The organism is Pseudoxanthomonas sp. LH2527, assembly GCF_022539275.1.
Lineage (GTDB): Bacteria > Pseudomonadota > Gammaproteobacteria > Xanthomonadales > Xanthomonadaceae > Pseudoxanthomonas_A.
Window position 1 is genome coordinate 1 of the sequence record NZ_JAKZBW010000005.1, and the last position, 22,482, is coordinate 22,482.

The 22,482-nt window shown below is 67.2% G+C and carries 20 protein-coding genes and 2 pseudogenes; 8 read left to right on the top strand and 14 right to left on the bottom strand.

The window, feature by feature from the left end; translation table 11 throughout:
- A partial coding sequence (locus MMG85_RS04305) for an EAL domain-containing protein (RefSeq protein ID WP_345778835.1) occupies positions 1–2,656 on the top strand: 2,656 nt, incomplete at its 5' end.
- A gap of 40 nt (positions 2,657–2,696) precedes the next feature.
- Here MMG85_RS04305 and MMG85_RS04310 read toward each other — a convergent pair.
- From MMG85_RS04310 to MMG85_RS04320, 3 genes are all read right to left on the bottom strand, one after another.
- Positions 2,697–4,409 carry a diguanylate cyclase gene (locus MMG85_RS04310; protein WP_241044903.1) on the bottom strand — a complete coding sequence of 571 codons (1,713 nt, stop codon included), beginning with the start codon at positions 4,407–4,409 and terminating at the stop codon, positions 2,697–2,699.
- A gap of 92 nt (positions 4,410–4,501) precedes the next feature.
- Positions 4,502–5,629: an alpha/beta hydrolase gene (locus MMG85_RS04315; RefSeq protein ID WP_241044904.1), complete on the bottom strand. Its 1,128-nt coding sequence runs from the start codon at positions 5,627–5,629 to the stop codon at positions 4,502–4,504.
- A 113-nt stretch (positions 5,630–5,742) separates the two neighbouring features.
- On the bottom strand, positions 5,743–6,132 hold the full coding sequence (locus tag MMG85_RS04320; protein WP_241044905.1) for a DUF1801 domain-containing protein: 390 nt from the start codon (positions 6,130–6,132) through the stop codon (positions 5,743–5,745).
- A gap of 180 nt (positions 6,133–6,312) precedes the next feature.
- On the opposite strand from MMG85_RS04320, the gene adhP reads away from it, so the two are divergent.
- Complete coding sequence (gene adhP, locus MMG85_RS04325) at positions 6,313–7,341, top strand: alcohol dehydrogenase AdhP (protein WP_241044906.1); 1,029 nt, start codon at positions 6,313–6,315, stop codon at positions 7,339–7,341.
- 22 nt (positions 7,342–7,363) lie between these two features.
- Here adhP and MMG85_RS04330 read toward each other — a convergent pair whose 3' ends face one another.
- Positions 7,364–7,762 carry a hypothetical protein gene (locus tag MMG85_RS04330; protein WP_241044907.1) on the bottom strand — a complete coding sequence of 133 codons (399 nt, stop codon included), beginning with the start codon at positions 7,760–7,762 and terminating at the stop codon, positions 7,364–7,366.
- Positions 7,763–7,963: 201 nt separating this feature from the next.
- Here MMG85_RS04330 and MMG85_RS04335 point away from each other — a divergent pair, with 201 nt between their 5' ends.
- On the top strand, positions 7,964–9,070 hold the full coding sequence (locus tag MMG85_RS04335) for a histidine kinase (protein ID WP_241044908.1): 1,107 nt from the start codon (positions 7,964–7,966) through the stop codon (positions 9,068–9,070).
- A complete protein-coding gene (locus MMG85_RS04340) occupies positions 9,067–9,846 on the top strand; it encodes a LytTR family transcriptional regulator DNA-binding domain-containing protein (protein ID WP_241044909.1) in 780 nt (259 codons plus the stop codon). The genes MMG85_RS04335 and MMG85_RS04340 overlap by 4 nt, the downstream gene beginning before the upstream one ends.
- Here MMG85_RS04340 and MMG85_RS04345 read toward each other — a convergent pair.
- Entirely contained in the window at positions 9,843–10,088 is a 246-nt protein-coding gene (locus MMG85_RS04345) for a hypothetical protein (RefSeq protein ID WP_241044910.1), read from the bottom strand. The genes MMG85_RS04340 and MMG85_RS04345 overlap by 4 nt on opposite strands.
- A gap of 7 nt (positions 10,089–10,095) precedes the next feature.
- Positions 10,096–11,064, bottom strand: a complete 969-nt coding sequence (locus tag MMG85_RS04350; RefSeq protein ID WP_241044911.1) for a polysaccharide deacetylase family protein — start codon at positions 11,062–11,064, stop codon at positions 10,096–10,098.
- Positions 11,065–11,228: 164 nt separating this feature from the next.
- On the opposite strand from MMG85_RS04350, the gene MMG85_RS04355 reads away from it, so the two are divergent.
- Both MMG85_RS04355 and MMG85_RS04360 read left to right on the top strand, forming a co-directional pair.
- On the top strand, positions 11,229–12,257 hold the full coding sequence (locus MMG85_RS04355; protein ID WP_241044912.1) for a DUF2272 domain-containing protein: 1,029 nt from the start codon (positions 11,229–11,231) through the stop codon (positions 12,255–12,257).
- A 43-nt stretch (positions 12,258–12,300) separates the two neighbouring features.
- A complete protein-coding gene (locus tag MMG85_RS04360; protein ID WP_241044913.1) occupies positions 12,301–12,699 on the top strand; it encodes a hypothetical protein in 399 nt (132 codons plus the stop codon).
- Between the two features lie 15 nt (positions 12,700–12,714).
- Here MMG85_RS04360 and MMG85_RS04365 read toward each other — a convergent pair whose 3' ends face one another.
- Positions 12,715–13,689 (bottom strand): HPP family protein, encoded by a 975-nt coding sequence (locus tag MMG85_RS04365; RefSeq protein ID WP_241044914.1) that lies wholly within the window; start codon positions 13,687–13,689, stop codon positions 12,715–12,717.
- Positions 13,690–13,944: 255 nt separating this feature from the next.
- On the opposite strand from MMG85_RS04365, the gene MMG85_RS04370 reads away from it, so the two are divergent.
- Both MMG85_RS04370 and MMG85_RS04375 read left to right on the top strand, forming a co-directional pair.
- The gene (locus MMG85_RS04370) at positions 13,945–14,124 is read left to right on the top strand and encodes a hypothetical protein (protein ID WP_241044915.1); all 180 of its coding nucleotides are present in this window, start codon (positions 13,945–13,947) and stop codon (positions 14,122–14,124) included.
- Positions 14,125–14,172: 48 nt separating this feature from the next.
- Entirely contained in the window at positions 14,173–14,814 is a 642-nt protein-coding gene (locus tag MMG85_RS04375; RefSeq protein ID WP_241044916.1) for a DUF3883 domain-containing protein, read from the top strand.
- Between the two features lie 49 nt (positions 14,815–14,863).
- Here MMG85_RS04375 and MMG85_RS04380 read toward each other — a convergent pair.
- The 7 genes and pseudogenes from MMG85_RS04380 to aceE all read right to left on the bottom strand — a co-directional run bounded on the left by MMG85_RS04380 (position 14,864) and on the right by aceE (position 22,364).
- A pseudogene (locus MMG85_RS04380) lies at positions 14,864–15,180 on the bottom strand (DUF3817 domain-containing protein).
- A 287-nt stretch (positions 15,181–15,467) separates the two neighbouring features.
- Positions 15,468–17,054, bottom strand: a complete 1,587-nt coding sequence (locus MMG85_RS04385; RefSeq protein WP_241044917.1) for an anti-phage dCTP deaminase — start codon at positions 17,052–17,054, stop codon at positions 15,468–15,470.
- Between the two features lie 193 nt (positions 17,055–17,247).
- Positions 17,248–18,342: a crosslink repair DNA glycosylase YcaQ family protein gene (locus MMG85_RS04390; protein WP_241044918.1), complete on the bottom strand. Its 1,095-nt coding sequence runs from the start codon at positions 18,340–18,342 to the stop codon at positions 17,248–17,250.
- Positions 18,343–18,484: 142 nt separating this feature from the next.
- Positions 18,485–18,763, bottom strand: a pseudogene (locus tag MMG85_RS04395) (addiction module antidote protein); the annotation flags it as partial.
- A gap of 1 nt (position 18,764) precedes the next feature.
- Positions 18,765–19,061, bottom strand: a complete 297-nt coding sequence (locus MMG85_RS04400; protein ID WP_241044919.1) for a type II toxin-antitoxin system RelE/ParE family toxin — start codon at positions 19,059–19,061, stop codon at positions 18,765–18,767.
- A gap of 160 nt (positions 19,062–19,221) precedes the next feature.
- Positions 19,222–19,434: a type II toxin-antitoxin system HicB family antitoxin gene (locus MMG85_RS04405; protein WP_241044920.1), complete on the bottom strand. Its 213-nt coding sequence runs from the start codon at positions 19,432–19,434 to the stop codon at positions 19,222–19,224.
- A 236-nt stretch (positions 19,435–19,670) separates the two neighbouring features.
- The gene (aceE, locus tag MMG85_RS04410; RefSeq protein WP_241044921.1) at positions 19,671–22,364 is read right to left on the bottom strand and encodes a pyruvate dehydrogenase (acetyl-transferring), homodimeric type; all 2,694 of its coding nucleotides are present in this window, start codon (positions 22,362–22,364) and stop codon (positions 19,671–19,673) included.
- Positions 22,365–22,482: the final 118 nt, after the last annotated feature.

Genomic DNA, 22,482 nt, shown 5'->3' on the forward strand with positions numbered 1-22,482 from the left:
TCCGGCGCCCCCGCCCTCCCGCCGCCGCGGCCTGCCGCCGCTGGCATGGGCGGCGGTCGTGCTGCTGCTGGGCCTGGCGTGCACGGCGGTCGTCGCCCACCGCGAGTGGCGCGACCTGCAGCAACGCACCGAAGACGACCGCCGCGCCCTGGCCGACGCCGGCGCCGCACGGCTGCGCGTGCCGCTGGAGCAGGCCGCGTCGATGCTGCGCGCCATGCAGACCGTGTTCCTGGCCAACGACCAGATGGACCAGGCGCGCTTCAGCCAGTACCACGCCAGCCTGCGCAGCCCGCTTGCCCCCGGCACCTACACCTCGGTGGCCTTCGCACGGCGCTCGCCGGCGGACCAGCCGCTGGCCGACCAGGTGTCGTACCGCTACGAATTCGTCGCCCCCTACCAGCACAACACCTCACTGGTCGGCTTCGACATGGTCACCCAGAAGGCCAATCTAGCGGCCCTGCTGCGTGCCCGCGACACCGATACCGTGGTGATCTCCGCGCCCTTCGCGCTGCGCCAGACCACGCCCGCCGGGCAGAATCCGCTGGGCGTGACGCTGCGCCTGCCGGTGTATTCCGACGGCCCCACGCCCACCTCGCCCAACCAGCGCCGCGCGCGAGAGATCGGCGCGCTGGCCATCGGCATCCGCGTGCAGCCGCTGGTCGAGGCCGCCATGGCCGGCACGGTGCTGGACGCCTTCCGGGTACGCGTCTACGACGCCACCGCCGGCGCGCATCCGTTCTACGACTCGTCCAGTCCGGTCGCGGCCGACCTGCCGTTGCAGGTGCGCCGGCTCGACTTCGGCGGCCGGCAGTGGCGCATCGAAATGCAGCCGCGCCCGCAGCCGCTGGACACCGGCCGCCTGCAGGCCGTGATTGCAGGCGGTGGCGTCATCAGCCTGCTGCTGGCGGCGCTGGCGTGGTCGCTGGCGACCACGCGCCGACGCGCGGTGGCGCTGGGCGAACAGATGAGCCAGCGCTACCGCGAGAGCGAACTGCGCTTCCGCGCGCTCAACGAACTGCTGCCTGCACTGGTGCTGCTGGCCGATGCCCGCGACGGCCGCATCGTCTACGCCAACCAGGCGGCCCGCCTGCGCCTGGGCGACCCCACCGGCCTGCCGCTGTCCACGCTGTTCTCCGACCCGCAGCTGCAGGCGCGCGCCCGCGATGCGGCGGCCATCGGCAACGACTGGGGCAACCTGGAAGCGGTGCTGCTGAGTCCGGAAGGCGGCGCGTTCTGGGCCAGCGCCTCGATCGCGCAGGTCGACATGGAAGGCGCGCCGCACCTGTTGATGGTGGCGACCGACATCTCCGAGCAGCGCGAGCTGACCGAACGCCTCAGCTACCAGGCCACCCACGATGCGCTGACCGAGCTGTGCAACCGGCGCGAGTTCGAGCGCCGCGTCGAGGAAGCCCTGAGCGAACGCAAGGGCCGCGCGGTCTGCGATCCGTGCGCGCTGCTGTACATCGACCTGGACCAGTTCAAGCTGATCAACGACATCTCCGGCCACATGGCCGGCGACCAGTTGCTCGCGCAGCTGGCGCTGGCGATGCGCCAGCAGCTGCGCGGCGGCGACGTGCTGGCGCGGCTGGGCGGCGACGAGTTCGGCCTGATGGCCTTCCACGTGGATGCCGAAGGCGCGCAGGCGCTGGCCGAACGTCTGCGCGAACGCATCGAAGCGCTGATGTTCGTCTGGCAGGACCGCACCTACACCGTCAGCGCCAGCATCGGCGTGGTGGTGGTCGACCAGCAGGAACCCACGCTCAAGGATCTGCTGGCGTGGGCGGACACCGCCTGCTACCTGGCCAAGGAGAACGGCCGCAACCGCGTGCACCTGTACCGCGAGGACAACGAGACCACGCGCCGGCACGGCGAGATGGAATGGGCCAACCGCCTGCGCTGGGCGATGGAACAGGACCGCCTGCTGCTGGACTACCAGGAGATCGTGCCGCTCGACGGACGCGACACCGCCACCAGCATCGAACTGCTGCTGCGGCTGCGCGACGAAGACGGCGGCATCGTGCTGCCGGGGGCGTTCCTGCCGGCCGCCGAGCGCTACGGCCTGATGCCGGCGATCGACCGCTGGGTGATCCGCAATGCGCTGGCGCACTTCAGTCACCTGCACCACTCGGGCATGCGCCTGGGTACCTGCGCCATCAACCTGTCCGGCGCCAGCATCGAAGACGAAGGCCTGGCCGACTTCATCCTCGCCCGCATCACCGAATACGCGGTGCCGCCGCACGCGCTGTGCTTCGAAATCACCGAGACGGTCGCGGTGCGCAACCTGCTGAAGGTGGTGAGCGTGATCGAGCGCCTGCGCCGGGTGGGCTGCCGCATCGCGCTGGACGATTTCGGTGCCGGCATGTCCTCGTTCGGCTATCTGAAGAACCTGCCGGCGGACCTCATCAAGATCGACGGCAGTTTCATCCGCGATCTCGAAACCGACCCGATGAGCCGCACCATCGTCAGCGCCATCGCGCAGATCGGCCACCAGCGTGGCCTGAAGGTGGTCGCCGAATGGGTCGCCAGCCCGAAGATCTGCGATGCGCTGCGTTCGCTGGGCGTGGACTACGGCCAGGGCTACGCCCTGCACCGCCCGGAACGCGTGCTGTTCCAGCGCGAGGAACCGCCGCCGCGGCGCTTGGCGGTGGTGCGCTGAGACGCGCGCGGACGGTGCCGCACCTCGGCGCGCGGCGGACCTACTCCCGTTCCACCCGGTTGCGGCCACCGTGCTTGGCGCGGTACAGCGCTTCGTCGGCGAGCAGGAACGCCTGCGCGTAATCGGCGCCCGGGTCGGCGCGCACCCAGCCCACGCTGACGGTCAGCACGCCCCATGGCGAATCCGCGTGCGCGATCGCCAGCGCCTGCACGGCCGAGCGGAGGTGTTCGGCGATCGCGGCGACCTCGCCGGCCTCGGCCTGCGACACCAGGATCAGGAACTCCTCGCCGCCGGTGCGTGCGGCGGCGTCCTGCGGCCGGCGCGGCGCACCGGCGACCACCGCCGCGACCCGGCGCAGCGCGCTATCGCCGGCCGCATGGCCATAGCGGTCGTTGAAGGCCTTGAAGTGGTCCACGTCCAGCGCGATCACCGCCAACGGTGCGAGCAGCTCGCCGGCCTCGTCGCCGAGCGGCGCCAGCGCATGCTGCAGGCCGCGCCGGTTGAGGCAACCGGTCAGCGGATCGATGCGGTTGAGCCGGTCCAGTTCGGCGTTGGCCATGCGCAGTTCGGCGGTGCGGCGCTCGACGTCCTGCTCGCGCCGTTCGAGCGTGCGCTGCAATGACAGCGACAGCTCGCTCTGTTCGTCCAGCGCGCGCTGCAGGTCCGCGTGCGCGGCTTCGAGCTGCTCCGACAGCTCGCCGACCGCGCGTCCCATCGGCTCGAACTCCTCCGGCAGCCGCGCCGTCGCGCTGGGACGCCGGTGCACCGCCAGCGCCTGCAACGCCTCCGCCAGTTGCGCGAGCGCGCCGTCCAGGCGCCGCATCTGCCACGCGTACGCGAGCCAGACGCCGGCGGCGATCAACATCAGCAGGCCCGCCGTCGCCAACGCCCGGCGGCCCACCGCCCCCATCAGCTGGGTGTCCGGTACCAGCAGCACCAGGGTCCAGCCGGAGGACAGCGTGGCCTGCGACACCCAGGCCGCCCGGCCATCGGCCATCGCGTCGTGCAGCCGGCGCGATTCGGTCTCGCGCACGCCCTGTCCGGCACCGGCCAGCAGCGGGCTGCCCGCCAGCGATTGCTGGAAGCGGTAAGGCAATCCTTCGGTCGCACGGATCACGCGCCGTTCGCGGTCGAGCAGCAGCATCTCCACGCCACGGCGCCGGATGGCGGCGACACGCGAATCGGTGAAGGTGTCGACGCGGATGGAGCCTTGCACCACCCCCGCGAACGCGCCCTCCGCCTGCCACGGAGCGGCGACCGCCACCAGCGGATCGTTGCTGAGGCGGCGGCCGCGGAACGCATCGGACACGAACGGCGCAGCCGTCTGGCGGGACATGCGGAAATAATCGCGGTCGGCCACGTTGATGGCCGGCCCGCGCGGCGGTACCGGCTGCGATGCCTGCACCGTACCGTTGGCATCGGTGACCAGCACGCTGCTGAAGCCGGGATAGCGTCGCCGCAGTTCCGCCAGCCGCGCAGGCCAGTCGGTGTCCTGGCCGCTCATCGACGCCACCAGCGCCACGCCGGCCTGGTGCATGCCGACGAAATCCTCCACCGCCGTGGCGCTGAGGATGGTGATCACTTCCAGGCGTTCGCCGACATGGCGCTGCTCGGCCTGGTAGAAGCGCACCTGCTCCACGACGCCCAGCACGGCGGCGGGCAACAGCGCCGCCAGCACCACCGCGCGCGCGAACTGTCGTCTCAGCGATGAGGGACGCGGCACGCGGCCGGTGGGCGGATCAGGATCGGTCATGCGTTGAGGCAGCGTCGCAGTCGGAGAACTGCGACGCACTATCCCGCATTTCCGCGTGGAATTCTGCGCCCGGGTCGGCGCTATCCAACCCGTCAGGGCGTTGCCGCGCCCGCCTCGCCGATCCCGGCGCGCGGCCGCACGTGCTGCAACAGGCTGACCAGGGTCTTGCCCGGCTCCTCCCACGGGATCATGTGCGCGGAGTGCTCGAACCACACGCCCTGCTTGTACGGCGCGCGCACCTTCGCCAGCCACGTTGCGGTCGGTTCCGATGGCGTGGTGTAGTCGTGGCGGCCCATGAACATCACCACCGGAATGGGGAAATCCTCCACGCCGGTGAAGTCGACCTGCAGGAATTCGTCCAGCAACCGACCCAGGGTGAACACGCTGCCCGCGTTGATCGCGCAGCGCGCGGCATCGTCATAGTCGGGCGAGAGGCGCGGGCCCTGGAAGAAGTAGGTCGACTCGGCCCTGTACGCCGTCAGCCCGCCGTAGAACTGCGGCCACTTGCGTGCGATCACGATGCGCTCGCGGGTGATGGGCTGGTCGCCGGGATACGGCGCGATCGCTTCCATCTCGCGCACGGCCTCGGTATTGCCCTTCGCGCGCGCCGTCCGCAGGCCGTAGTCGAAGCTGACCTGTTCATTGGTGCGCACGTTGATCACCTGGCCGATGCCGACATAGGCATGGAACAGGTCCGGCCGCTGCAGCGCCGCGTGCATGGCCACCACCGTGCCCCAGCTGTGCGCCATCAGCACCAGCTTGCGCTGGTGGTAGCGCGTGCGCAGGTATTCGGCCAGCGCGATGGCGTCGTCGACATAGCGCTGGATGTGCAGGGTATCGGCGACGGCGTCCTGCGGATTCAGCAGCAGCGTCCTGCCCGCACCGCGCTGGTCGTAGTTCACCACCGTGAAGTATTCCTCCAGCGGACGCTGGAACTGCCACAGCGTGGGAATGACCGGCGAGGCCGGACCGCCGTGGACGAACAGGATCATCGGATTGTCGCGATCCTGTCCGCGCACGTTCACCCACTGGCGGATGCCGCCGATCTCGACCGCGTACTCCTCCTGCACGCCCTCGGGCGCGGTGATGCGCTGCAGGTCGGCGACGATCTCCCGCGCCGGCGCGTAGGCGCTGCGGTCGGGGCAGGCGTCCTGCGCGCGGGCCGGATGCGGCGCGCACCACAGCGCGAGCAGCAGCAACGAGGAGAGGGCGGTTTTCATCGGCGCGGCTCCGGTGGGGGACACCAGTGTCGCCGCCACGATCGTCGCGGGCGTGTGTCGATGGTCGTGGCGCGTGTGGCACCGGTCACGCCCTGCGCGCGCCAGGCCCGGCGTCAGGCGTGCGCCATCCATTGTCGTAGCAGCGCCTGCAAGGCGGCGCCGTGCGTCGCCACGTCCTGCACACCGCTGAACGACCACGTCGCGCGATCGGCACCCAGCCAGTCCAGTTGCCCGCCCGGATCCACGATCGCACCGGCCGGCATGGTCCGCTTGCCCGCGCCCAGGTGCAGCACCAGCAGCATGCGGTCGGCACGCCGCAGCTGCATCGTCGCGAAGTGGCGGCCCTCGACATGGAAGCTCGGCGCATTCCACTTGATGCCCTCGCCGATGCGCGGGTCGGCGGCGAGGATCACCCCGCGCAGGCGGCGGGCCGCGGCTTCCTGTGCTGGCGCAAGCGTGGCCAGGAACGTCTCCACGTCGGTCGATGGCGTGCGTGCGGCCATGGAACGGCTCCTGTGCTGCGTGCGGGGATGTCGTTGACGGTAACCGGAGCCGCTGCCGATCTCCATGCCGCCCTCGACCGACCGACGGTACCCCGTTTCCACGCCGGATTGATCGCAATCAACGTGGGCCTCATCCGGTTCGACGTACGGTGGACTCCCAGCCACACGAGGATGTCGCGAATGGACAGCACCATGAAAGCCGCCGTCGTGCGTGCGTTCGGCACGCCGCTGGTGATCGAGGACGTGCCGGTGCCGCGTCCCGCGGCCGGCGACATCCTGGTCAAGATCGAAGCCTGCGGCGTCTGCCACACCGACCTGCACGCCGCCGAAGGCGACTGGCCGGTGAAGCCCAGCCCGCCCTTCATTCCCGGCCACGAAGGCGTGGGCCATGTGGTTGCGGTCGGCGCCGGCGTCCGCCATGTGAAGGAAGGCGACCGTGTCGGCGTGCCGTGGCTGTATTCGGCCTGCGGCCATTGCGAACACTGCCTGGGCGGCTGGGAAACGCTGTGCGAAACGCAGCAGAACACCGGCTATTCGGTCAACGGCGGCTTCGCCGAGTACGCGCTGGCCAACGCGGACTACGTCGGCCACCTGCCGGACAACATCGGCTTCGTCGAGATCGCACCCATCCTGTGCGCCGGCGTGACCGTCTACAAGGGCCTGAAGGTCACCAATACGAAGCCCGGCGACTGGGTGGTGATTTCCGGCATCGGCGGGCTCGGTCACATGGCCGTGCAGTATGCGAAGGCGATGGGACTGAACGTGGCGGCGGTCGATGTGGACGATGGCAAGCTCGACCTCGCCCGCCGCCTCGGCGCCACGGTGACCGTCAACGCGACGACCACCGATCCGGCGGCCTGGCTCAAGCGGGAGATCGGCGGCGCGCATGGCGCGCTGGTCACCGCGGTGTCGCCGAAGGCGTTCGAGCAGGCCATCGGCATGGTCCGCCGCGGCGGCACGGTCTCGCTCAACGGCCTGCCGCCGGGGCAGTTCCCGCTGGACATCTTCGGCATGGTCCTCAACGGCATCACCGTGCGCGGCTCCATCGTCGGCACCCGACTGGACCTGCAGGAATCGCTGGCGTTCGCGGCGATGGGCAAGGTGGCGGCGACGGTGGCGACGGAGCGGCTGGAGAACATCAACGACGTGTTCGCGCGCATGCGCGCCGGCACGATCGAAGGCCGCATCGTGCTGGACTTCGCTGGCTGAGGCAGCCGGTACCGGCGCAGCCTCAGTCCTCCCGGGGCAGTACGCCAGCGCCCGTATCGCGCTGCGCGGCCACTACCGCCTTCGTCTCCCTCGACGGCAGCGGTTGGATGCGCAGCCCGCGGTGCCGGCACAGGTCGAGCGCGGGATACAGCGCACGCCGGCCGTTGGCGAATTCCACCTTCACGTCGTGCAGGCACTGGTCGCTGGCGAGCTGCACCGTGGCGGTATCGCCGCCGCCGGCGAGGGTGCCACCGTGCAGCAGCTCCTTCCACGACGTGCCCCCGGCGGGCGCGGCCGCGACAGAAACGATCCGGTCGTGGGCGCGGTTGACGAGATCCAGGTAGTGCGTGCGCTCGCCCGCGTGGGCGTGGGCGATCGGGGCGACGGCGACGAACAGGGCGAGGGCGGACAGACGGCGCATGGCGTGATCTCCGGTGGGAAGGGCGCCCTGGCGACGCGGGATTGCGTGCGGGGCCATCGCATCTCGCGCCCGCACGGACCGCCCGGCAACGGATCCGGGACGAATCGTCGTGCCACCGTGACCAATCGTAGTGGGTGCCTTCTGCGCCTTCCCGCGACTGCCGCGGCGACCTACGATGCGGTCGCTGATCAGGAGCCGCGCATGAAAATCCGTCTGGGCACGCTGGAGGTCCGCCTGTCCCGTTACCTGGGCCTGTGGTCGCTGGTGGTGCTGGTGTTCGCCATGCAGGGCTGCGTCAACGACGCGGTCAACGCGCACCTGTGGTCACCGGGCACTTACCTCCGCTGGTCGGCGGTGCAGTGGCTCACTTGGGCGGCGCTGGCGCCGCTGGTGTTCCGGCTGGGCGAGCGTCACCCCATTCCGTTCCCGCTGCGGCTGCGCGCACTGCTGCGGCACGTCGGCTACAGCCTCGGCGTCACCCTGCTCGCGATGGTGATCGGCGCATTCGTATCGTCGCTGTTCGAGCCTGGCGGCATCGGCGACCAGTTCACCCAGTTCGTCAGCAAGCATTTCGCCACCGGCCTGCTCGCCTACTGGGCGCTGCTGGCGGTGCAGCAGCTGCTGCATTTCCAGGCGGAAAAGGCCCGCCGCGAACTGGAAGCCACCCGCCTGGCGACCGAACTCGCGCAATCGCGCCTGCAGGTGCTGAAGACCCAACTGCAGCCGCACTTCCTGTTCAACACGCTGCACGCCATCATCACCCTGCTGGACGAGGACAAACTGTCCGCCGAAGACATGCTGCTGCGCCTGAGCGAACTGCTGCGCGCGTTCCTGGAGGACTACGACGGCCAGGAGATCCCGCTGCGGCGCGAGCTGGAACTGCTGGAGCTGTACCTCGGTATCCAGCGGCACCGCTTCAAGGACCGCCTGACCACGCGCATCCATGTCGCCCCCGACGTGCTGGACGCCGCCGTGCCCAGCCTGGTGCTGCAGCCGATCGTCGAGAACGCGATCCGCTACGGCATCGGCCAGCACGTCGGCGACGACTGCATCGAGGTCGACTGCCGGCGCGAAGGCGGCGTGCTGTGCATCGACGTGCGCAACCACAACAGCACGCTGGATGAAGGCGGCCATGCCGGCGGCCATGGCATCGGCCTGTCCAACACGCGCCTGCGCATGCGCGAGCTCTATGGCGACGACGCCAGCCTGCGGCTGGACCTGATGGTGCCGCGCGGTGTCGCCTGCCGGCTGCGCCTGCCGTTCCACGAACTCGACGACGACGTGCTGCCCGAGCACGTGCCGGCATGAGCCTCACCGCGCTGGTGGTCGACGACGAACCGATCGCGCGGCATGCGGTGGTGCGGCTGTTGCGCGACGATCCCGACATCGCGCTGGCCGGCGAATGCGGCGACGGCGTGTCCGCGGTGACGGCCATCCGCGACCTGTCGCCCGACCTGGTGTTCCTGGACATCCAGATGCCGGCCATCACCGGCCTGGACGTGGTGGCGACGATCGGCGCCGCACGCATGCCGGCCACCATCTTCGTCACCGCCTACGAGCAGTTCGCCGTGCGCGCGTTCGAGGCGAACGCGGTGGACTACCTGGTGAAGCCGTTCAGCCGCGAGCGCTTCGCCGAAACGCTGCGCCGCGCGAAGCAGCGACTCGCCACCGCGCGTGGCACCGATGCGGACACCTCCGCGCGCATCCTGCAGGCGCTGGCCTCGCTGCAGCAGCGCGACGCCTACCTGGAACGCGTTCCGGTGCGCGAGGACGAGCGCGTGGTGCTGGTCGACGTGGACGACATCGTCTGGATCAAGGCCAGCGGCAACACCGTGCGCCTGCACCTGGCCGACCGCGTGCACGACCTGCGCGAGACCATGTCGGCGCTGGCCGCGCGGCTGGATCCGCGCCGCTTCGCCCGCGTGCACCGCTCGGCGATCATCAACGTCCGCCGGGTCAAGGAGATCCATCCCTGGTTCAACGGCTACCACGTGGTGACCATGGACACCGGCCAGCAGCTGCGCATGAGCCGCTACCAGCACGAGGCCTTCCTGAAGCTGGCGACGCTGCGACGCGATGATTAGCCGGTGCCGGTCTGCCGTTGCGCGTCGATCACGCGCTGCGCCTGCGCCTTGCAGGCGGCCAGCGCGTCGTAGCAGGTGAAGTAGTCGCGCTGGTCGGCCACCCACAGATCCTCGCTCCAGCCGCCGCCCGCGGCCGGGCGCACGCGCACCGCGGGCGACCACGGCTGGCGCTCGTCGACGCGCTCCAGCACCACTTCCACCAGATGATCCCGGTAGCTCGACAGGTCGACCTTCTTCTGCATGCGTCCGCTACTCCGCGTCCACGCCGGCCAGCGCCAGCACCCAGCCCGGCACCACCGGTTCGCCGGCGTAGAAGTCCTTTGGCTTCTTCTCCGCCATCGCCCAGCGATGCAGCCAGCTGGGACCGTAGCGGCCGTTGTAGCCCTCTTCGCCACGCGCGTAGGCGGAGTCGCGCAACGCCTCGTCCAGCGTCACCACGCGGTAGCCGCGCCGCTGCACGCCGGCGACCAGGTCGGCATAGGCGACGGCGTTGAGTTCGTTGGCATGCAGCAGCCACACCTGCGGCAGTGCGTAACCCAGCAGCGCCTGCGACTGCGCTTCGTAGTAGTCGACCTTGTTGAGCATGTACGGGATGTACCCGCGCCGCAGCCGCGCCAGCGTGGCCGCGCGTGCAGGCGTATCGGGCTGGCCATCCAGCACGTTGGCGTAGGCGAACGCCCACACCCATTCGCCGTTGTCGACGGTCACCGGCGCGATGCGGTAACCGTGCCCGCCGAGGAAGGCCGACAGCACCGCGCGATCCTCCGGCGTGCGGCCGGCGCGCAGGTAGGGATGACGGAACCAGCGCGGCACCTGCCCGCGCTCGGCCAGCAGCGGCCGCAGCACGCGCTCGCCGTCCAGGATGTCCTGCTGGAACGCCGGCAGTCCCACCGCATGCAGGTCGAGATGGCCATGCGTGTGGTTGCCCAGTTCATGGCCGGCATCCCGCCAGTCGCGCAGCATCGCCACGCGGGCCGGCTGCGCCTGGCCGTCGATCTCCAGCTTGCCTTCGTTGACGAATCCGACCACCGGCACGCCGGCCTGTTCCAGCTGCGCCATCAGCTGCGCATGGCGCGCGCCCAGTTCCGCCGGCGGCGTCTTGTCCATCCGCTGCCACGGCAGGTCGTCGATGGTGATGGCGATGCGGCGGTCGGGAGGCGATGCCTGCGCGGCCAGCGCCAGCGTCGACAGCAGCAGGACTCGCAGGAAGAAGCGCACGCGCGATCCCGGGCGATGGAGGGGAGCCGCGAGCTTACCGCCCGCATCCCGCACGCCGCCACTGCGCCCGACCATGTCCATACCTTCAAACCGCGTGACGACGCCCTGTCCTGCCGATGCGGCATGATGCGTATGAACGAACACCGCCCTCCAAGGATCTGCCGATGCGTGCATGGCTGTTGCTGCCCCTCCTGCTGCTGACCTCCGCTGCCGCCCACGCGGCCGATGCCTGCCCGCAGTTGTCGCAACAGACGCCGTCCGACGTCGCCACCCGCATCGCCGCGGTCGCCTGCCGCGAGCACCTGATGTGGTATCGCCCCTTCATCGACCGCAACGGCCGGCTGGCCAACGCGCCGGTGATGGAAGCCGAGGCGTCGCTGCTGTCGATCGGCGACGACCGCGCCTGGCAGCGCGTCGCGCGCTACTGGCGCGACAGCGGCCTGCTCGCCGCGATCGGCCATCGCCGCGGCGCCACCGACTGCCTGTACGCGTCGGCGACCGGGCCGCAGGCCGAGGCCTGCCGCGGTTTCGTGGTGGACACGCCGTGGTCGGCCGCCTTCATCTCGTGGGTGATGCGCGAAGCCCGGGTGCCGGGCTTCCGCGGTTCGGCCCGCCACTTCACCTACGTGCAGGCGGCCTACCAGCAGCCGACGACGAATGCCTTCGATGTCATCGACGTGGCGAAGGCCAAGCCGGTGGTCGGCGACCTGATCTGCTACGTGCGCCAGTCCGGCCGCCTGTTCGGCCACGAAGGGCTGCTGCCGTTGCTGCGCAGCGGCAGCTCGCTCGACATGCATTGCGACATCGTGGTGGCGGTCAATCCGAACAACGACAGCACCGCCTACGCGATCGGCGGCAACGTGCAGCAGGCGGTGACCATGCGGATGCTGCCGCTGAACCGCAACGGCGAGTTCTGGGGCGGGCTGCCGCTGCGCATCGGCGACGGCACGCTGTGTGCGCCCGACAACGAGGCGGCCTGCAACATGAACCGCCAGGACTGGGCGGCGATCCTGCGGCTGAAGTCGCCGGAGCAGCTGGCCAGGCTGCCGGGCTTCCTGCCGCCGGCGCAGGAAACGCCGGGCAGCGAGTCGACGGAGAAGCAGGAATGCTGCATCGCCTGTGTGGTGGGCTCGGGCGTTCCGCGCTGCCCGAAGGATGCGGCCGCGCCGGCCGGGACCACGACGGAGCCGTAACGCACGCGACGGACAATGCGCCCGCCTTCCACGGAGTAGCCTGATGACCGCACGCCTGATCAATCCTGTCCCGCTGCGGAACCTCCGCGCCCTTCCCTTCGCCGCGCTGCTGGCGCTGACCGCGTGCGCGACCACGCCCTCAGCCACCAAGGCCGGTGGCGCGTTCACCGCCGGCGAGCAAGCCACGGTCAGCGGCAGCATCGTCAGCGTCGACACCACGCCGTGGACCTACGATGGCAGCGCGGTGGTGAAGATCGCCAGCGCCAACGGCCAGGTCGACGTGCACCTGCCGGCGCGCTGGAACCTGTGCAAGGCCCCGCCGCCGGACGAGGTGCAATCGCTCAAGACCGGTGATCGCGTGCAGGCTACCGGCACGGTCACCGAAGAAGGTGCTCTGGTGGTCTGCGAGAACGCGGATCACGCGCTGCGCAAGCTGCCCTGATCCGCGGCTTCCGCGCTAGTCGGCCTTCATCCATCGCCCGCGACCCTGGGGCACCACTTCGAAGCGCGCCCATGCGCGGAACTCGTCGGCGCTGCAGACGCCGGCCTGGCCGACGTGTTCGCCGGCGATCACCTGGTAGTACAGACGGTCGGCTGCGGCATCCGCCGGCCGTTCCTCCTGCGTCAGCACGCGCCGCACGCTCCACAACTTGCCCAGTTTGCCGTTGCTGTAGGCGTGGCCGGGAAGGATGTCCTGCGGGTGGGTGATGTTCTTCTCGGCGTGCTGCTTGGCCAGTTCCAGCAGTTCGGTGAGGTTCTCGGTGGTGATGTCGACGTAGGAATTGAGTTGTTCCATCGCCGCGGCGAAGTCTTCCTGGGTCAGCTCGAACTGGCGCTGCGCGGGCTGGGTGATGCGCGAGGCTTCGCGACGACGATGCAGGTGCGCCGGGTAGCGGCGCCAGGGGAACAGCGCGTTGAAGGCAATGGCCATCGCCAGGATCGCCACGACGTTGATCAGGATCGGCATCAGCACGTAGTGGTAGCCGAGCGCGTGCACGTCCGGGCCGCCGATCACCGCCGCCAGCGCGGTGGCGCCGCCGGGCGGGTGGATGCAGCGCAGGTAGTACATGCCCAGCACGGCGAGGCCGACCGCGAGGGCGGCGGTCCAGGCGTGGCCGGGAAACAGTTTCTGGCAGCTCACGCCGATGACGGCGGACAGCAGGTGGCCGCCCACCACGGCCCACGGCTGCGACAGCGCGCCCTGCGGCACGGCGAACAGCAGCACGGCGGAGGCGCCCATCGAGGTGACCATCAGTGCGCCGCCGACGGCGCCGGCGGCGTGTTCGGGGAACGTCCAGCGGGTCAGCGCGTACACGGCCATGATGCCCAGCAGTGCGCCGAGGCCGGAGATCCACTTCTCGCCGTGGCGGGTGGTGTTGCGCTCGATGCCCAGCAGCAGGCGCAACTCGGTCAGACGGGAAGGCGGGCTCATGGATGGTCGACCGATGGGGGCGGCGACGCAGTCTATGCGAAGGACGCGCCCCATCCGCATCGTAGGGCGGGCCTCGGCCCGCCACCTCGCGATATCAACCACGCACGCCGAGCAACCCGATACGCCGCAACCACTTCTCCAGCGGCACGGTCACCAGTGGCCGCTTGGTAGTTCGTCTGCTGTCGCTGCAATCCCAGGCCAATGACGGGTACAAACGGATCCACTATCCTGGAAAGCGGGGCCGGGAGTGGACGCATGGCAATCGAAGACGGGGTAGCGGGGGAGTCATGGTCGGCGGCTGAGGTCGAGGTCACGGTCCTTGCCTACTTGCGCATGCTCCGGATGCAGGAACTGGGACAGACCTTCGTCAAGGCCGAGATCATTCGACAGCTCGCCAGCCAGATCCCGGCGCGGAACATGGGCGCCATCGAGTAAAAGTTCCGCAACATCAGCGCCGTCCTTCACGCGCTGGGTGTGCAGGCCGTGTCGGGTTACAAGCCGCTCGCCAACGTTCAGAAGCTTCTGATCGATGTTGTCGGCGAACTGTTGCCGCGGGATGCGGCGCTAGACCAAGCTGCCATCCGCAGTGTTGAAACCGCAGCCGAACCGCCCTTGATCATTGATTTCTCCGATTTCGTGGTCGGGGTTCCGGCGCCGAAGTATCGCGTCAACGATGCAGCCGCCGCAGCCATTCAGCGCATTGCGATCAAGCGGGATTACCTGGAGCGTGAGGCCCGGAATCGCTCACTTGGGCATGCAGGCGAACTGCTCGTCATGGAATTTGAAGCCCGCAGGCTCTTTGACGAAGGCGCCAAGCAACTCGTCGATCGGATTGAACATTCGTCCAAGGTGAAGGGCGACGGGCTCGGCTTCGACATACTTTCATACGATGCCGACGGCCGCGAAAGGTTCATCGAGGTAAAGACCACGTCCTATGACCCGGAGACGCCCTTCTTCGTGAGTTCAAACGAGGTTGGCTTCTCGGAAGAGGCTGTTGACCAGTTCCACCTCTATCGCCTGTTCAACTTCCGCAAGAGTCCACGCATGTTCTCGCTCAACGGCCCGATTGCAGCAAGTTGCCTGCTCGATCCTGTGAGCTACCGCGCAACGCTCTTAGGCAGTTGAGCAGGGCAGCGACGTAGGGCGGGCCCAGGCCCGCCACCACCTCCGGATGTCAGGCGCGTGCGCTGAGCAACCCGATCCGCCGAAACCATATCTCTAGCGGCACGGTTACCAGCGGCGGCACGGCGGCGATGACCGCCAGCAGCGTGGCCCACCACGGCCAGCGCAGGCGCAGGGCCGACAACACGGTGACCACGACGTAGAACATGAAGCCGCCACCATGCAGCGGCCCGAAGATCTTCACGCCCAGCTCGTTGCCCACCGGCCCGTACTTGAGCCACTGCCGATCAGCAACCCGGCCCAGGTGAAGCCTTCGATGAAAGCGGCGACAGCGAACAGGCGCCCGGCGGGCGCGAGGGGACGGGACATGTAGGAACTCGAGTGAGGGGATGCCGCGACGCGATAGCGGCGCCTGCCGAAGTCCCACCAACGAAGCATCTAGTGAGGCGTCAAGCGTTAGCGAGGTTTCGTCTTGCTCGGTGCGGCGAACACACCACTTTGCGCGAGCCTACGATCCACAGCTTGGCTATGGGGATCTCGAACCGAAAATGTCGCTTTAACAACCTTTCCATTGTCGCTTGGCTCTTTGAGAGCTAATGACACTTGACGACTGTCTTTGCGATTAGAGTTCATGACTTCCCCGTTTGGCTCTAATTCTACGCGAACTCAACGACATCGTGCACCACCTTATCTTCGTATAGCGTGAAGCTATCGAGATGTCTCCGATAGATTGGAGACGCTGTCTTGCTGTCAATTTTTATGACTCGCCCGGCGCTCTTCCGCTCTCTTTTCCCTGAGAAAAGATCGAGAATGTGGCGGGGCGCAAACCCTTGAAACTGCTTGAAGTGCACTCTGTCCAAGTCACGCTCATCCTCAGACACCGCATCAGGATGGAGGTGGATGGCCAAGCTCTTCTCGTAAGGTTCTAAGTAGATGACAGACACGACCCCCGCAGCGACGATGTGTCGAGCACAGTTGTGGCAGGGATAAGTGGTCACAACCATTGAGCTACCCTTCAGACTATGCCGCTTGTCTCGGGCAACCGACAGAATTGCTGCCATCTCAGCATGGATTGCTCGCGAAAACTCGATCAATGACGATATTCCAGAGCTTTCCAAAGCCCTTTTGATATCGGCATCATCCAATTGAACGGGAACTTGTTTCTTGCCGCCGACTAGAGGCGCCTGGGCAGCCTTCTTCGCAATTTCCGCTTTTATGCCGTAGATGATGCGATCTTCGATTCGACGCTTCTCTAAGTCATTGTGGCAGTCCTTCTCTCGCCACATGTAGCAGCGGTTGTCCCCGTCGCTGCTTGCTTCCCCATAGAGCCCCCCTCCGAATCGTGGCACATCGTTCCACCCTACGGAGATCAGCTCCCCTTCCGCATTGATCAAGGCAGCACCCACTTGCCTCGATAGGCATGCAGACTTTGCGGCAGCGGACGTCGCATTGAACATTGCAGATTCTTCGGAAGTTGGATTCCTTATCTCAACTCCAAAGAGAATCTCCAGGAATCTGTCGACGCTCTTCTCAATATTCCCAGTGTTCTCCCCGTCATTTCGGATGAAGAAATCTGATGAAGCGAAAGCTTTTCTGACCTTCTGACCAAATTCCGCTGACTCGCCCATATCCCGCCTGAGCAGAGAGATCGCTTCGCCTCGCTCAACACCAGCACTAATCAGTCGACGCTCCCGAACATGATCAGCGGCGGATACACCAATCGTCCAGAAAATGTCCCCGTAAACTTCGCGGAGTTGCGCTAGCTCTTCCGGATGCTTCAAGGATTCCACAATGTAGATGCGTCGCCTAGGCATGGGTACTTCTTTCAGATCATCACCAACCTTGACCTTGGCGAATCCGTCCTTCTGCCTGATTGATGAAATGCTTCTGATAGCCAGCTTGGCAAGGATGGCGTTACCAAAGGTCTGCCTGAGCTTATTTCCCACTTCCTGATACGAACTTATTCGCTTAGAGAGCGGAGCATCGGTTATCGTCGCTTCGACTTTGTTCGCATTTGACTTGATAAAGCTACTTAGCTTAATTACCTCTGGAACATCATATTTGTAGATGTCCTCAAGCTTCCTCTTGAGAATCCCAGCCGCCGTGGAGACACCTGATCCGACTGGACCAATGAAGGCGATCACTAACTCCTCTGACAGCCTATCCTTGATCTCTGTGGCGACAGCGCCATCCGTCTCGTCCAGGGCGTCTTGTCCTATTCCTTGCACAATCACCGGCTTCATAGCTTCCCCTTGAGCACCCCAGCGCAGAACCGGAGATTAGCCAAAATTTGCTGCTCGAAACGAAGCCCCTGACTGACAGAGCTTCGCACCTCATTCAAATCCCCAACGAGTTTGGCTCCTCCAAGTCGGTGCCGCGCTGCCTGGGCGCGCGATACGCGCTCACTGCTGGACAGAGTCGCCTTGGTCAGCCAGATCATCCGCCTAAGCCCAGGAACGTGTGGACACGACCCAACTCCCGCTCAAGCTCAGTCCGAAATAAGGCATTCCGCGCCCCACGCCCATCCACATACCCAAACGTCGACCGCAACCCCCCATCGACCACACTAAGATTCGCCCACCCAACCACGCGATCCTGCCACAACACCGGCAGCGCGTAATACCCCAGCTTCCGCTTCGGCGCCGGCGTATACGCCTCGAACCGATACGTCCATCCCCAGAACATCTCGAACCGCCGCCGGTCCCACACCACCGGATCGAACGGCGTCAGCAGGCGCACCTGGTCATCCGGCTTCCAGCGCCGCGAGCGCGGCTGCTCGTCCGCCGGCCAGTACCAGTCCACCCCCTCGACCCTTGCCGTACCCAACCGCTGGCGCGCCCGCTTCAGCACCCCCGCCCGCAGGCCTTCCCACTGCGGCACCCCGCGACGCAGATAGCCCAGCAACTGTCCCAGGCTCGCCGCCGGCAACGGCGCGTACTTGCGCACGATGATGTCGAGCAGCGCATCCATGCGCGCCTCCGCCTCGGACATCGCGACAGGTACCGCATCACCGATGCGCGGCGCATAGACCCGCGTGCCACCCTCGCGGCGTGCCACCCGCAGCAGGCCGCGGTAATGCATCCCATCCAGCAACTGCGTGCTCGCGTTCGACGAACCGCCGAACCAGTTGGTCGTCTTGCCATGCCCGAAATGCGCATCCACCTCGCGCGGATGCGCCGTGCTGCGCTCGCTGACGAAGGCCAGCACCGCCTGCGCCTGCTTCCGGCGCGCGGGCGTCCACGCCTCGCGCGCCGTGCGCGGATGCATCAGCTGGTGATGCTCGCGCGGCAGGAAGCCGTAGTTGACGAAGAAGTCTTCTTCCAGCGGCAGGCGCGGATACCGCCGTTCTAGGTCACCAGCCCGATAGCCGGCGACACGGTGGCGCAGCGTCAGGTCCTGCGCACGTGCCGGCGCCCGGATCGGGTCCGCCTGCACGAAGCCCAGCCGCTGGATCGCACGCGGCAGCGTGGTCGGCTTGAACAGGCTGCGCGCGATGGCGTAGCGGCGCAGGTGGTCGAGGGTCAGCGTCATGCCGAAAGGGCACGCGGCCGGACGGTGTTGGCCCTCATCCCTGCTTGGCCTGCGCGGCACGCCGCCTGCCTGCACTGGTCGGCGTGTCCGGTGCCACGGTCCGCTTGCCCGTCCTGCGGCCCGGCTTGGCTCGCTTGCTGACCAGCGCAAAGCGGTAGCCCATTGCATCGGCCACCTTCAGCACCGTGCCGAAGCTGGGGTTGCCGCTGTGGGACAGTGCCTTGTACAGGCCTTCGCGCGTCAGTCCGGTGTCGCGCGCCAGCTGGCTCATGTTGCGTGCCCGCGCCGCCACACCCAGCGCATGCACCAGGAAGGCCGGATCATCGCCGGCCTCCTCGAAGCACGCGTCCAGATAGGCGGTGATGTCCGCCTCGGTCTTGAGGTATTCCGCCGAATCCCAGGGCGTGGTCTTCAGTGCCATGTCAGTTCTCCAACGCGTTCGCCAACGCCAACGCCGCCTTGATATCGGCACGCTGCGATGCCTTGTCGCCTCCGCACAACAGCACGACCCATGCATCACCGTGGCGGGTGAAATAAATGCGATAACCCGGACCGCAGTCGATCTTCATCTCGCACACCCCGCCGGTCAGCACACGGTGCTGCCCCGGATTGCCGAAGGCGAGCCGATCGATCCGCGCCTGTATGCGCATCCTCGCCTGTCGGTCGCGCAGCGAAACAAGCCAGTCCTCGACCACCCGCGTCTTCCTGACCTCGATCATGCAGCGTCATCCATGACGTCGACCTGGTCCGGACTGTGAACCCTGGTTCACGACCTGTCAATCGGCCGGCCAACAAAAAAGCGGCCGAGGCCGCTTGTCTGATCGTAGGCGCACTGGTCGTGCCGGTTTTCTTGCCCCGCTTCACTTCGTCAGCGCGCACTCACGCCGCGACGTCGATGTACTCCACCTGGCTCGACGGCATCGGTATCGCCAACCCATCCTCGCGCATTCCAGCGAGATGCAAGGCAATCGCGTCGTGGATCAGCGCTTCCACATCGGCCTTGGTCGCGCCGGTGGCCACGCAGCCGGGCAGGTCCGGCACATAGGCGGCATAGTTGCCGCCCGCTTGCTCGATGACGATGGCGTAGCGCATGGAAGTCACCTCTTGATGGCCCGGCTCAAGGCACGGAGTCCCTGACGTAGAGTCGAGCTTGCTCGACGCCGCGATGGCGTCCGCGACGCTGAGGGACCACGAAGCAGCGGAGCAAGCTCCGCTCTACGACAGCGAGCCGGCGGCACGTTCGCATTCCTTGCGAAGGGTTTTCATCGTCCTGACCAACCACCTTCCACGTCTCCCTCCCCCGCACGCGGGAGAGGGAGTGCGCGGACTCACACCCCGATGGGGTTCGCCTTCTCCACATCGATCTTGTACTGCTTGATCGCGCGGGATACGTCCTTGGCGGTCATCTTGCCTTCCTTCGCCAGCGCGGCGATGGCGGCGTGGGCGATGTAGTAGCGGTCCACTTCGAAGTGACGGCGCAGGTTGGCGCGGGTGTCGCTGCGGCCGAAGCCGTCCGTGCCCAGCACCGTGTACGAGGCCGGCACGAAGGCGCGGATCTGGTCGCTGTAGGCGCGCACGTAGTCGGTCGCGGCGATCACCGGGCCCTGGCGGCCTTCCAGCAGCTCGGTCACGTACGCCTTGCGCGGCGACTTGGCTTCCGGATTCAGGCGGTTCCAGCGCTCGGCGTCGAAACCGTCGCGACGCAGCTCGTTGAAGCTGGGGCAGGACCAGATGTCGGCAGTGACGCCGAAATCCTTGTCCAGCAGCTCGGCCGCCGCGATCGCCTCGCGCAGGATGGTGCCGCTGCCCAGCAGCTGCACGCGCAGCTCGCCCTTCTTCGGCTTGCCCGCGTCGGTGAGCAGGTACATGCCCTTGATGATGCCCTCGGCGGCGCCTTCCGGCATCTCCGGGTGGGTGTAGTTCTCGTTCATCAGGGTGACGTAGTAGTACTCGTCCACCTGCTCCTGCAGCATCTTCTGCATGCCGTGCTGCAGCACCACCGCCACCTCGAAACCGAAGGTCGGGTCGTAGCTGCGCACGTTGGGGATGCTGCCGGCGATGACGTGGCTGAAGCCGTCCTCGTGCTGCAGGCCTTCACCGTTGAGCGTGGTGCGGCCGGCGGTGCCGCCGAGCAGGAAGCCGCGCGTGCGCATGTCGGCCGCCTGCCAGGCGATGTCGCCGATGCGCTGGAAACCGAACATCGAGTAATAGATGTAGAACGGCAGCATCGGCACGTTGCTGACCGAATAGCTGGTGCCCGCGGCCATCCACGACGACATCGCGCCCGGCTCGCTGATGCCCTGCTGCAGCACCTGGCCGGACTGGTCCTCGCGGTAGTACATCAGCTGGTCGGCATCGACCGGCTTGTACTTCTGGCCGAACGGCGCGTAGATGCCGATCTGGCGGAACATGCCTTCCATGCCGAACGTGCGCGCCTCGTCGGCGACGATCGGCACCAGGCGCGGACCCACCTGCTTGTCGCGCAGCGCGATGTTCAGGCCCTGCACGAACGCCATGGTGGTGGAGATCTCGCGCTCACCGGTGCTCTTGAGCAGGCGGTCGAAGGCTTCCAGCTTGGGCGTCTCGAACGACTCGCTGGCTTTGCGGCGACGCTGCGGCAGGTAGCCGCCCAGCGCGGCGCGGCGCGACTTGAGGTACTGGATTTCCGGCGAATCCTCGCCCGGGTGGTAGAACGGTACCTGCGCCGATTCTTCCAGCTGCTTGTCGCTGACCGGGATGTTGAAGCGGTCGCGGAACGTGCGGATGGCCTCGTCGTCCAGCTTCTTGGTCTGGTGGGTCGGGTTGAGCGATTCGCCCGCCGAGCCCATGCCGTAGCCCTTCACCGTCTTGGCCAGGATCACCGTGGGCATGCCCTTGGTGTTCACCGCCTCGTGGTAGGCCGCGTAGACCTTGTGCGGATCGTGGCCGCCGCGGTTGAGGCGCCAGATGTCGTCGTCGGACAGGTTGGCGACCATCGCCGCCGTCTCCGGGTACTTGCCGAAGAAGTTGTCGCGCGTGTACTTGCCGCCGAACGCCTTGCAGTTCTGGTACTCGCCGTCGACGGTTTCCATCATCAGCTTCTTCAGCATGCCGGTGGTGTCGCGGGCGAGTAGCGGATCCCAGTAGCTGCCCCACAGCAGCTTGATGACATTCCAGCCGCCACCGCGGAACACGCCTTCCAGTTCCTGGATGATCTTGCCGTTGCCGCGCACCGGGCCATCCAGGCGCTGCAGGTTGCAGTTGACCACGAAGATCAGGTTGTCCAGGCCTTCGCGGCCGGCCAGCGCGATGGCGCCGAGGGTTTCCGGCTCGTCGCTCTCGCCGTCGCCGATGAAACACCACACCTTGCGGTCGGACTTCTCGATCAGGCCGCGGTGCTCCAGGTACTTCATGAACTGCGCCTGGTAGATCGCCGCCAGCGGGCCCAGGCCCATCGACACGGTCGGGGTCTGCCAGTAGTCCGGCATCAGCCACGGGTGCGGGTAGGACGAGATGCCCTGGCCATCGACTTCCATGCGGAAGTTGTCGAGCTGCTGCTCGCTGATGCGGCCTTCCAGGAACGAGCGCGCGTAGATGCCCGGCGCACTGTGGCCCTGGATGAAGAGCAGGTCGCCGGGATGGTTGTCGCTCGGCGCGCGCCAGAAGTGGTTGAAGCCGACGTCGTACAGCGTGGCACCGGAGGCGAAGCTGGCGATGTGGCCGCCCAGGTCGCCGGGCTTGCGGTTGGCGCGCACCACGGTGGCCATCGCGTTCCAGCGGATGATCGAACGGATGCGCCATTCCAGCGCGGCGTCACCGGGGCTCTTGGCCTCGTTCTGCGGCGCGATGGTGTTGACGTATTCGGTGGTGGGCGAGAACGGCAGGTAGGCACCGGCGCGGCGGGTGACTTCGACCATGCCTTCGAGCAACTGGTGAGCACGCAGGGCACCGTTCTTCTCGATCACCGCCTGCATGGAATCGATCCATTCGCGGGATTCCTGCGGGTCCGGATCGCTCTGCAACATCTCGTTCAACCAGTTCATTCCCACTCCTGTTGCGCCGCGCGTGGGCACGGCGTTGCCGTTTCTTGTAGAGCCTTGAAGTGTAACGCACGCACCCCGCGCGGGACCTGGCTACGCAGGCGTATGGAAAGGACATTGC

Bases quoted from the DNA above. Each gene is read 5' to 3' on its own strand.
- adhP (WP_241044906.1), top strand. From the start codon at position 6,313: ATGGACAGCACCATGAAAGCCGCCGTCGTGCGTGCGTTCGGCACGCCG.
- MMG85_RS04310 (WP_241044903.1), bottom strand. From the start codon at position 4,409: ATGACCGATCCTGATCCGCCCACCGGCCGCGTGCCGCGTCCCTCATCG.
- MMG85_RS04370 (WP_241044915.1), top strand. From the start codon at position 13,945: ATGGCAATCGAAGACGGGGTAGCGGGGGAGTCATGGTCGGCGGCTGAG.
- MMG85_RS04340 (WP_241044909.1), top strand. From the start codon at position 9,067: ATGAGCCTCACCGCGCTGGTGGTCGACGACGAACCGATCGCGCGGCAT.
- MMG85_RS04315 (WP_241044904.1), bottom strand. From the start codon at position 5,629: ATGAAAACCGCCCTCTCCTCGTTGCTGCTGCTCGCGCTGTGGTGCGCG.
- aceE (WP_241044921.1), bottom strand. From the start codon at position 22,364: ATGAACTGGTTGAACGAGATGTTGCAGAGCGATCCGGACCCGCAGGAA.
- MMG85_RS04385 (WP_241044917.1), bottom strand. From the start codon at position 17,054: ATGAAGCCGGTGATTGTGCAAGGAATAGGACAAGACGCCCTGGACGAG.
- MMG85_RS04335 (WP_241044908.1), top strand. From the start codon at position 7,964: ATGAAAATCCGTCTGGGCACGCTGGAGGTCCGCCTGTCCCGTTACCTG.
- MMG85_RS04390 (WP_241044918.1), bottom strand. From the start codon at position 18,342: ATGACGCTGACCCTCGACCACCTGCGCCGCTACGCCATCGCGCGCAGC.
- MMG85_RS04400 (WP_241044919.1), bottom strand. From the start codon at position 19,061: ATGATCGAGGTCAGGAAGACGCGGGTGGTCGAGGACTGGCTTGTTTCG.
- MMG85_RS04360 (WP_241044913.1), top strand. From the start codon at position 12,301: ATGACCGCACGCCTGATCAATCCTGTCCCGCTGCGGAACCTCCGCGCC.
- MMG85_RS04330 (WP_241044907.1), bottom strand. From the start codon at position 7,762: ATGCGCCGTCTGTCCGCCCTCGCCCTGTTCGTCGCCGTCGCCCCGATC.
- MMG85_RS04345 (WP_241044910.1), bottom strand. From the start codon at position 10,088: ATGCAGAAGAAGGTCGACCTGTCGAGCTACCGGGATCATCTGGTGGAA.
- MMG85_RS04365 (WP_241044914.1), bottom strand. From the start codon at position 13,689: ATGAGCCCGCCTTCCCGTCTGACCGAGTTGCGCCTGCTGCTGGGCATC.
- MMG85_RS04355 (WP_241044912.1), top strand. From the start codon at position 11,229: ATGCGTGCATGGCTGTTGCTGCCCCTCCTGCTGCTGACCTCCGCTGCC.
- MMG85_RS04320 (WP_241044905.1), bottom strand. From the start codon at position 6,132: ATGGCCGCACGCACGCCATCGACCGACGTGGAGACGTTCCTGGCCACG.
- MMG85_RS04405 (WP_241044920.1), bottom strand. From the start codon at position 19,434: ATGCGCTACGCCATCGTCATCGAGCAAGCGGGCGGCAACTATGCCGCC.